Here is a 9,463-nt window from a genome sequence, read left to right on the forward strand (position 1 = left end):
TTCCGGCCGCCGGCCTTGTCGCAGACGCTGTGGCCCCGGCTGGAGGTGTAGAGGTCGACGAAGACGTCGCCCTGCTCGTCGGCGACCTCGCGGATGGCGGTGTTGAGGGCCTCCAGCGCGTCGGTGCGCAGCCAGTCGAGGTCGGCCCTGGTGATCGTGGCGAAACCCACCAGGTTCCCGTAGGCGCATTTGCGTGTGTCCTCCGGGATGAGACGGGGGTAGCCCACGGTGATCACCTTGGCGAACGGCGCCTTGTCGTGGATGGCCGTGAGCATCTCATCGTAGTGTTCGCGGACGGTCGTCAACCGGTCGCCGATCTCGCCGTCGAACCGCTCCTTGCACGGCGCGCCCCGGCCGCGGGACTTCGCCCCCAGGGTGATGCAGCTTCCGAGGAGCTCGGCGAGGCCCAGGGTGCCGCCGCCGATGCCGACCGTCACCACGTCGGTGTTGGGGCGCACCGCGTGGAGCTGCAACGCCACCGGCTCGAACGGGTGGTCGGGGTCGTTGGACAGCGGGGGAGTGTGGTGGCCGACCGGCCGCTGCTCCTCCACGGCGACGTGTCGGATCGTCGCGTTGGCGCAGCTCACGTTGGTCAGCGCCACCGCGGATCCGAGACGCTCGGCGATCACCTGCGGGTAGGACAGCCTGGTGCGGGAGCATCCGTCGCGGACCCGCTCGATCTCCTCCCCGGCCGCGGCGACGGCTCCCGCCGTGTAGGAGTCGCCGAGCGCGGTCCACGCGTAGGCCATCCGCCGGTCGGCCCCCGCGGGAGCCGGGCCGGCCGCGACCGCCGCGCACAGCGCGGCTGTCGCGGTCGCCGCCGCCCGGGCACGGAAACCAGGCACAGGTCCTCCTGACGTCGGTCGTCGGGGGACCCTCAACGTAGCGGATGGTATCCGTGCCGCCGTTCAGGCGCGTGCGCGCCACACCTGGGCTTTGCGCTCACCGGCCTTGCGTGTGCCCGACCATGAGGTCGGCGATTCGGCGGGGGAGCCCCGGCGAGAAGAACGCGTGGCCCATCCCGTCGACCACGGCCAGCTCGGCCCCCGGGATCGCCTCTGCCAGCGCCTGCCCGTGCCGCGGCGGGAACAGCGGGTCTTGGGCTCCGTGGACGACGAGCGTCGGCGCGGCGATCGACGACAGCGGAGCACGCCGGTCCTCTGTCATCGACCGTCCGGCGAGATCGTGCTGCGCCTCCGACCCGGGTTTGCGGGCCCGCTTCAGCGACGCCTCGACGAACCGCCGCGCCGCGGCCCCGTCGTACGGCACCGCCTCCCCGTTCAGGAGCCTCCACGTCTCGTCGGCCCCTTCCTCGTGCCCGCCGCTCATGAAGTGCCGGATCAGCGCCGCGTCCGGCGGCGGCAGCTCGCCGGGGTCGGGATCCAGCCCGGCCACCGCCCGCGCCCACGCCGGCCCCGCCTCGTTGCCCATCGGCGATGTCATGATCAACGTCAGTGTCAGCACCCGTTGCGGCCGGTGCGCCCCGAGCCACTGCGCGATTCCTCCTCCGAGCGACGCCCCCGCGATATGCGCCCGGTCGATGCCGTAGCCGTCGAGTACGGCCTCGGCGTCGGCGGCCATGTCCGCGAGTGTGTACGGGTGGGTGGTGAAATCCACCCAGTCCGACAGACCTGTGTCCCGGTGGTCGAACCGGATGACATGCCGACCGGCCGCGACCAGCACCTCCACCATGTCGTCGGGCCATCCGATGCCCTGGGCCGCCGAGCCCATCACCAGCAGGACAGTGGGGTCCTGCTGGTAGCCGAAGCTCTCTGTCCACAGCCTCAGGGGGCCTGACGAAACGTATTTCTCCTCGCTTTTCTCCACGAGTGAAGAATATACATAGTGCGCTTATATATTTCTATCCCTAATTCGTGGACAATTTCCCGGAATTTGTGTCAAAATAGCGAATGGTCGCCATGTACACCGCCTCTGGCGGCCTCCCTGGTCCCGCACCCGGAGCAGCGCGTACGGCGGCCCCCGCCGCGCCCCGTCGCGCGGCCGACCCGGCCACGTGGGCCGGTGCCGTACGGTCGCGCCCGGGTCGCACGAATGCGAAGCGGGTGAAGTGGTTTGAGTTGCGCATAACCCACGGAAGAAAGCACCATATGCGCCACCCTCGCGTGAAGCCCGAGCACCGTCCGCATCGCCTCGACGACGGGACGATCCGGATCGGGGGCGGGGTCTACGGCTTGGCCGCGGAGATCACCGACCCGCGGGGGTGGGTGTGGGCGGCGCTGGAGCTGATGGACGGGCGGCGAGAGATCGAGGAGATCGTTCGTGGGCTGTGCCGTAAATTTGTGGATATATCGGCGCGGCAGGCCCGGACGGTCGTCGGGGCGCTTGTGGAGTCGGGGTACGTCGAAAACGCGCACCGGACAGCACCCCCAGAACTTACCGAATCCGAAATATTGCGATATGAGCGTAATCGTGCGTTCTTTCGGCACGTGGATCTGACCCCCAGGGAGCACGGATGGGAGGCGCAGATGCGCCTCAAGAGCGCACGGGCGCTCGTGGTGGGCCTCGGCGGGACGGGCGGGCATACCGCCTGGTCGCTGGTCGCGGCGGGGGTCGGGGCCGTGCACTGCGTGGACGACGACGTGGTGGAGCTGTCCAACCTGAACCGCCAGGTGCTCTACGACGAGGGCGACGTCGGCGCCCCGAAAGTGGAGGCGGCGCTCCGGCGGCTGCGCGCGGTGAACTCCTCGGTGTCGGTGACGGGGCAGCGCCGGCGGGTGCGGTCGCAGGAGGAGTTGGCGCAGCTCGTGGAGGGGTTCGACGTGCTCGCGCTGTGCGCCGACGAGCCGCGCGGCCCGGACGGGGTGCGGGTGTGGGCGAGCCGCGTCTGCGGGCGGCGGCGGATCCCCTGGGCGGGCGGCGGTTACAGCGGCCCGCTGGTGACGGTGGGGGTGTACGGCCCGGGAGGGGCGTGCTACGAGTGCCTGCGGGCGGGGGAGGAGGCGCGCCTGCCCGCGGGCACCCCGGTGGACCTGGGCGGGCCGGGCGTGTCCGCGCCCTCGGCGGGGCTGTCGGGGCAGTTTACGGCGCACGCCGTACTGGCCCTCCTCACCGGAGTGCCGGCGGTGTCACCCGGCTATGTCACCGGCGTCAACCTGATCGACCCCGGCCACCACGTCTACGTACGGCATGAGCCGAGGCCGGGCTGTCCCACATGCGGATGACCTGAATTCCCGACCGGAATTGTTGGGGCTTGACGAGAAATATTGCGAAACCGGAGGATATTCTTATCATTTCCTTCGCTCGGCAAGCGTTCAGGAAGACTCCGCAGCACGGGAAAGGAGACGAATGAACGAACTGAAGCACGAGGATGACGCCCCACCCGTCGGCACCCCATCGATCGACGCCGCTCCCACCACCCACATATCCATCCGGCTTCTCCACCGGTTCGAAACGACTGACCTCAGCAACTCCATCGGGAACTAATGTGCGGGCCGGACGGGCCGCCACCGGCCCGTCCGGCCGCGCACGTGAGCGTCGTCAGCCGGTTCTCGCCGGGGTGTCGCGCCGCAGGAGCCGGGGCGCGAAGCGGCGCAGCAGCGGCCACAGGAGAATGAGCGCGATGGCCGCGTAGACCGTGAGGGCCACAGGCCCGCCGATCAGTCCCGACAGCTCGCCGCCCGAGAGCTGGAGCGAGCGGCGCCCCTGCTGTTCGGCGCGGGGGCCGAGGATGACGCCGACGATCAGCGGCAGCACGGGCAGGCCGAACCTTCTCATGCCGAAGCCGAGCAGCCCCAGCACGAGCAGAAGCGCCAGGTCCATGGGCTGGGCGTTGACGGCGTAGGCGCCCATGGATGCGAAGAACAGGATCCCGGCGTACAGGTAGGGCCGGGGGATCTGCAGGAGTTTCGCCCATGTGGGAGCCAGCGGCAGGTTCAGGACCAGCAGCATCAGGTTGCCGACGAACAGGCTGGCGATCAGCGTCCACACCAGTGTCGGCTGCCGTTCGAACAGCAGCGGACCGGGCTGGATGCCGTACGACTCGAACGCGGCGAGCATCACCGCGGCGGTCGCCGTCGTCGGCAGGCCGATCGCCAGCATCGGCACCAGCGTGCCCGCGGCCGAGGCGTTGTTGGCCGCCTCCGGCCCGGCCACCCCTTCGATCGCGCCCTTGCCGAACTCCTCGCGGTGCTTGCTGAGGCGTTTCTCCGTAACGTACGACAGGAACGTCGGGAGCTCCGCGCCGCCCGCGGGCAGCGCGCCGAACGGGAAACCGAACGCGGTGCCGCGCAGCCACGGCCGCCACGAGCGCTTCCAGTCCTGGGCTCCCATCCACGGCCGGCCCACGGGGATCACGGTGGGCTTGGAGCGCCGCAGGTGGGCGGCGGTCCACAGCGCCTCGCCGACGGCGAAGATGCCGACGGCCACCACGATCACGTCGATGCCGTCGGCCAGTTGCGGGATGTCGAAGGTGAGCCTGCGCTGGCCGGTGACCGAGTCGATGCCGACGAGGCCGATGACGAGCCCGAGCAGCAGGGACGTGATGCCGCGCAGGCGTGAGGCTCCAAGGACGGCCGACACCGCGACGAACGCCAGCATCATCAGGGCGAAGTAGTCGGGCGCGCCGAGGCTGATGGCGAAGGACACCACGACGGGTGTGACCAGCACCAGCAGCACGTTGGCGAGGGTGCCCGCGACGAACGACCCGATGGCCGCGGTGGCCAGCGCCTGGGCGGCGCGTCCAGCCTTCGCCATCTTGTTGCCCTCGATCGCGGTGACGACCGAGGCCGACTCGCCGGGCGTGTTCAGCAGGATCGAGGTGGTGGACCCGCCGTACATCCCGCCGTAGTAGATGCCGGCGAACAGGATGAACGCCTGGGTCGGCTCCATGCCGTACGTCAGGGGGAGCAGCAGGGCGACGGTCATGGCGGGGCCGATGCCGGGCAGGACCCCGACCGCCGTGCCCGCGATGACGCCGATCAGCGCCACCAGCAGGGTGCTGGGGGCGAGGACGGCGGCGAAGCCATCGAGCAGGTGCGCGACGCTGTCCATCAGAGGATTCCTTGGAGCAGGCCGGCGGGCAGGTTGACGCCCAGGCCGATCGCGAACGAGTAGAAGGTGATCAGGGACAGCGACACCGCGACCGCCAGGTTGCGGAAGTGGTGCCGGCTTCCGAGGGCGAACGCCGTACCCCAGAACAGGAGCGTTCCACTGATCACCCAGCCGGCCCATTCGATCAGCACCGCGTTGACGGCGAACGCGGCGATCACGAGCAGGACCGTGCGCCAGTCGATGCGGGACGTCAGGTCGATGTCCTCCCCGCTCTCGGGCTCTCCCCGTCCGCCGCGGGTCACGTCGACGGTGTAGACGGCGGCGGTGATCAGCAGCAGCACGCCCAGGATGATCGGCACCGGGCGGGGCCCGACGGGGTCGTTGCTGGAGGCGAAGTGGCTGATCCGCATGGCGTCGACGATCACCATGACGCCCAGCAGGACGAGGAAGGCGCACACGCCGTACTGCGCGCGGTCCCCGCCCTTGGGTTTTTCATCCGCCGCTTCCGGCTCGCGGGTCTGAACGCTCATGCCAGCCCGAGCTGCTTGAGGATGTCGGCCACGGTCTTGTCCTGCTCGGAGAGGTACGCCGTGAACTCGTCGCCCGCCAGGAACGAGTCGCTCCAGCCGCGCTTCTCGCATTCGGCCTTCCACTGCTCGGAGTCGCGGGCGCGCGTCACCACGTCCACCCACGCCTGGCGGTCCTGCTCGCTGATGCCGGGAGGTGCGACGATCCCGCGCCAGTTGGTGAACACCAGGTCGATGCCGGAACTCTTCAACGTGGGCACGTCCTTGAGCACGCCGACCTGCTCGGCGCTCGTGACGGCCAGCACCCGCACCTGGCCGGACTCCACCTGGTCGAGGAACTCCCCGTAGCCGCTGGCCCCGAACGCGACCTTGTTGCCCAGGATCGCGGGCAGCAGTTCACCGCCGCCGTCATAGGAGATGAAGTTCACCTTCTTCGGGTCGATGCCCACGGTCTTGGCGAGCTGCATCGGCAGCAGGTGGTCCGGGCCGCCCGGCGACGAGCCGCCGCCCACGGTGACCTTGCTCGGGTCCTTCTTCCACGCCTCGACCAGGTCGCCGATCGTCTTGTACGGCGAGTCCTTCGAGACCACGATCGCCCCGGCCTCCTCGATCAGCTTGGCGATCGGCGTGGTCTGCGAGAGCGTGGCCTTGGACTTGGAGGTGTAGGACGCCCCGACCACACCGAGGCCCATCTGCATGGCCAGCTTGCCGTTGGAGCGTTCGTTCACCGTGCGCTGGAGCCCGACGGTGCCGCCCGCGCCCGGCAGGTTGAAGACCTGTACGCCGGTGGCGATGCCGGCCTCCTCCATCACCCTGGCGAGGGTCCGCGCCGTGGTGTCGTAACCGCCGCCCGGCGTGTTGGGCACCATGATGCGCAGCCCGGTGGCGGCTCCGCCGCCCGCCTTGCCGCTTGTCTCGTCCTGCTTGGGGGCGGTGGCGCCGCATCCGACCGTGAACACCGTGACCGCCACAAGCGCGCTGACGATCGCGGATATCCGAGTTCTCACAAGTCATCTCTTTCGCTTTGAGGGTGCCCAGCGCCATGATTGTGTGGCCCCGTCGGGCATACGTCTCCCTTATGTGACCAGCGAAGAATGAGTTCATTTTGGTCGTTCGATCCCTTCGGCTCACCCTTGCGGGGGAGTTGCTGGTGCTCCAACTGGCCGTCGTCGTCGTCGTTCTCATCGCCGTCGGCGCGGTGTCGCTGGCCCAGTCCGCCTCGACGTTCGACCGCGTCGAAGGACGCCGCCTCACCGCCCTCGCCGAACAGATGGCCTGGAGCCCCCTCGTGCGCAGCCAGCTCGACCGGCCCGCGCCCGCCGAAGTACTCGCGCCGCTGGTCCAGCGCACCATGACGGAGACCAATGTCTCCTCGGTGACCATCGCCGATGCCCGCGGCAAAATCCTCAGCGCCAGCAACCCCACCCTCATCGGCACCCCCCTCCCCGTCACAGGCAGCGCCGTCTTCGACGCGCGCGGCTGGTCCGGCTACCTGCTGGTGGACGACTCCCGCGAACTCGTCGCCCAGACCCCCGTCCTCGGCGACGCGCCCAGAAACCACGGCGAACACCTCGGCACCGTGATGATCGGCATCGCCTCGCCGTCCCTCGTGCAATCGCTCATCGGCGCCTCCTCCTACCTGCTCGTCTACCTCGGCCTCGCCAGCGCGCTCGGCGTCGTCGGCTCCTGGCTGCTCGCCCGGCGCATCAAACGCAAGACCCTCGGCATGGAACCCCACGAGATCGCCGGCCTCGCCGAACACCGCGAAGCCATGCTGTACGGCATCGCCGAAGGCGTCGTCGCCCTCGACCTGCAACTCCGCATCACCCTCGTCAACGCCGTCGGCCGCGAACTGCTCGACCTGCCCGACGCCTGCGTCGGCAAGAGCCTGAGCGAACTCGGCATCGGCGACCGCCTGTTCGACGTCCTCGCCGGCCCGGGCGCCGACGAAGACGAGGAGGCGTCGGTGAGCAGGAGCGGGGAGAACCCCAAGGCCACCGACGAGATCGTCGTCCACCACGGCCGGGTGCTCGTGATGAACCGGATGAACGTCATCAAAGACGGCCGCAGACTCGGCTCGGTCACCACACTGCGGGACCGCACGGAACTCGCCAGGCTGGAACGCGAACTCGGGTCGTTCCGCAGCACCACCGACCTGCTGCGCGCCCAGGCCCACGAGTTCTCCAACCAGCTCCACATCATCTCGGGGCTGATCCAGATCGGAGAGCACGACGAGGTGGTGAGCTACATCCGCACCCTCAGAAGCCACCGAGAGTCCCTCGACCTCGAGGTCACCAACCGCGTCCGCGACACCGCCGTCGCCGCCCTGCTCATGGCCAAATCCTCCCTGGCGGCCGAAAGGAAAGTACGGCTGCGCCTCTCCGAGCGCACCGCCCTCGAACGGCTCGCCCCCGAAGACTCCGCCGACGTCGCCACGGTCGTCGGCAACCTCGTCGACAACGCCGTCGACGCCGCCGCCGTACCGGGCGCCACCCAGGGAACCGACGCCGCCTGGGTGGAGGTCGAAATGCGGCAGGACGCCTCGATCGTCGAGATCGTCGTGCGGGACTCGGGCCCCGGCGTGGCCCCGGAACTCGCCGAAGAGGTCTTCACCCGCGGCTTCACCACCAAAGCCGCCCAAGGCGGCGAACGCGGAATCGGCCTCGCCCTCACCCAATTGGTCTGCAGGCGCCGCGGCGGTGAGGTGGCCGTCGCCAACACCGCCGACGGCGCCGTCTTCACCGCCCGGTTGTCCGTCGGTCACCGAGCCCGACACGTGATGGAGAACATACGTTGATCGATGTCCTGGTCGTCGACGACGACTTCATGGTCGCGCGCGTCAACCGCCGCTTCGTCGACGCCGTCGACGGATTCCGCGTCGTCGGCATGGCCCACACCGGAGAGCACGCCGTCACCGCCGTCGCCGAACTCCGGCCCCACCTGGTGCTGCTCGACCTCTACCTACCCGACATCTTCGGCTTGGAGGTCATCGCCCGGCTGCGCGCCGAAGGCCACGACTGCGACGTGCTCGTCATCAGCGCCGCCCGCGAAGTCGAGGCCGTGCGCGGGGCCGCCCGCCACGGCGTCGTCGGCTATCTGCTCAAACCCTTCGAAGCCGCCGACCTGCGCGTACGGCTCACGCAGTACTCCGCCCAGAAGACCGCCCCCGCCGCCCCCCTCGTCAGCGGCCAGGCCGAAGTCGACCGCTTCCTCGCCCTCACCCGCACCCCCACCGGCACCGTCACCCTGCCCAAAGGAATGAGCGTCGAGACCGCCGAACTCGTCGAGAACGCCCTGCGCGCCGCCGGCGACACCATGTCCGCCGCCGAATGCGCCGCCCTCGTCGGCGTCTCCCGCGTCAGCGCCCGCCGCTATCTCGAACACTTCGTGACCACCGGCCGCGTCTCGGTCTCCCTCCGGTACGGCTCCGCCGGCCGCCCCGAACGCCGCTACCGCTGGACCGCCTGACCCGGTACGACCAGGCGGCCCTCGTAGGCTGCGATCACGGCCTGCACCCGATCCCGCACGCCGAGCTTGGTGAGGATGTTGCTGACGTGGCTCTTCACGGTGTGCTCACTGAGGACCATCGTGGCGGCGATCTCGGCGTTGGACTGCCCCAGGGCGATCATCCGCAGGGTCTCTCGCTCCCGGGCGGTCAGCACTCCGAGCTCTGCGGCCGGCGGCTTGGCGGCCGGAGACCGGGAGGTGAACTCGGCGATCAGCTTGCGGGTGACAGAGGGGGCCAGCAGCGACTCGCCGGCCGCCACCACGCGTACGGCGTGCACGAGGTCGCCCCGCCGTACATCCTTGAGCAGGAACCCGCTCGCGCCCGCCCGCAGCGCCTCGAACACGTAGTCGTCGAGGTCGAACGTGGTCAGCATGAGCACCCGGCACGCCGTCTCGGCCGCGACGATCCCGGCCGCCTC

General features: G+C 69.7%; 10 protein-coding genes. 4 read left to right on the top strand and 6 right to left on the bottom strand.

Annotation, left to right across the window (positions count from 1 at the left end; genetic code table 11):
• On the bottom strand, nt 1–845 hold an 845-nt coding region (locus tag BLQ73_RS30385; protein WP_093176295.1), incomplete at its 3' end, for an SGNH/GDSL hydrolase family protein.
• A gap of 97 nt (nt 846–942) precedes the next feature.
• On the bottom strand, nt 943–1,827 hold the full coding sequence (locus BLQ73_RS30390; RefSeq protein WP_093176298.1) for an alpha/beta fold hydrolase: 885 nt from the start codon (nt 1,825–1,827) through the stop codon (nt 943–945).
• A 281-nt stretch (nt 1,828–2,108) separates the two neighbouring features.
• Between BLQ73_RS30390 and BLQ73_RS30395 the strand changes: the two genes are divergently transcribed.
• Together BLQ73_RS30395 and BLQ73_RS32995 are read left to right on the top strand one after the other, a co-directional pair.
• Nucleotides 2,109–3,182, top strand: coding sequence for a HesA/MoeB/ThiF family protein (locus BLQ73_RS30395; RefSeq protein WP_093176300.1), 1,074 nt, complete (start codon nt 2,109–2,111; stop codon nt 3,180–3,182).
• Nucleotides 3,183–3,306: 124 nt separating this feature from the next.
• Nucleotides 3,307–3,444 (top strand): hypothetical protein, encoded by a 138-nt coding sequence (locus BLQ73_RS32995; protein ID WP_176955787.1) that lies wholly within the window; start codon nt 3,307–3,309, stop codon nt 3,442–3,444.
• A 54-nt stretch (nt 3,445–3,498) separates the two neighbouring features.
• Here BLQ73_RS32995 and BLQ73_RS30400 read toward each other — a convergent pair whose 3' ends face one another.
• From BLQ73_RS30400 to BLQ73_RS30410, 3 genes are read right to left on the bottom strand one after another with little or no spacing between them, the layout of a single operon-like run.
• Entirely contained in the window at nt 3,499–5,010 is a 1,512-nt protein-coding gene (locus BLQ73_RS30400; protein WP_093176303.1) for a tripartite tricarboxylate transporter permease, read from the bottom strand.
• Complete coding sequence (locus BLQ73_RS30405) at nt 5,010–5,540, bottom strand: tripartite tricarboxylate transporter TctB family protein (protein ID WP_093176306.1); 531 nt, start codon at nt 5,538–5,540, stop codon at nt 5,010–5,012. Before BLQ73_RS30405 ends, BLQ73_RS30400 begins: the two co-directional genes overlap by 1 nt.
• On the bottom strand, nt 5,537–6,544 hold the full coding sequence (locus tag BLQ73_RS30410) for a Bug family tripartite tricarboxylate transporter substrate binding protein (protein ID WP_093176308.1): 1,008 nt from the start codon (nt 6,542–6,544) through the stop codon (nt 5,537–5,539). Before BLQ73_RS30410 ends, BLQ73_RS30405 begins: the two co-directional genes overlap by 4 nt.
• Nucleotides 6,545–6,642: 98 nt before the next feature.
• Here BLQ73_RS30410 and BLQ73_RS30415 point away from each other — a divergent pair, with 98 nt between their 5' ends.
• Nucleotides 6,643–8,334, top strand: a complete 1,692-nt coding sequence (locus BLQ73_RS30415; protein ID WP_093176311.1) for a sensor histidine kinase — start codon at nt 6,643–6,645, stop codon at nt 8,332–8,334.
• Nucleotides 8,331–9,005 (top strand): response regulator, encoded by a 675-nt coding sequence (locus BLQ73_RS30420; RefSeq protein ID WP_093176314.1) that lies wholly within the window; start codon nt 8,331–8,333, stop codon nt 9,003–9,005. Before BLQ73_RS30415 ends, BLQ73_RS30420 begins: the two co-directional genes overlap by 4 nt.
• On the opposite strand, the gene BLQ73_RS30425 is transcribed toward BLQ73_RS30420, so the two are convergent.
• On the bottom strand, nt 8,987–9,463 hold a 477-nt coding region (locus tag BLQ73_RS30425), incomplete at its 5' end, for a LuxR C-terminal-related transcriptional regulator (RefSeq protein ID WP_093176316.1). The two genes, BLQ73_RS30420 and BLQ73_RS30425, sit on opposite strands and share 19 nt — an antisense overlap.

Source organism: Sinosporangium album (assembly GCF_900100605.1).
Taxonomy (GTDB): Bacteria; Actinomycetota; Actinomycetes; order Streptosporangiales; family Streptosporangiaceae; genus Sinosporangium; species Sinosporangium album.

Excerpts from the sequence above, each read along its gene's own strand:
- BLQ73_RS30395 (WP_093176300.1), top strand. The coding sequence starts at position 2,109 with ATGCGCCACCCTCGCGTGAAGCCCGAGCACCGTCCGCATCGCCTCGAC.
- BLQ73_RS32995 (WP_176955787.1), top strand. The coding sequence starts at position 3,307 with ATGAACGAACTGAAGCACGAGGATGACGCCCCACCCGTCGGCACCCCA.
- BLQ73_RS30405 (WP_093176306.1), bottom strand. The coding sequence starts at position 5,540 with ATGAGCGTTCAGACCCGCGAGCCGGAAGCGGCGGATGAAAAACCCAAG.
- BLQ73_RS30400 (WP_093176303.1), bottom strand. The coding sequence starts at position 5,010 with ATGGACAGCGTCGCGCACCTGCTCGATGGCTTCGCCGCCGTCCTCGCC.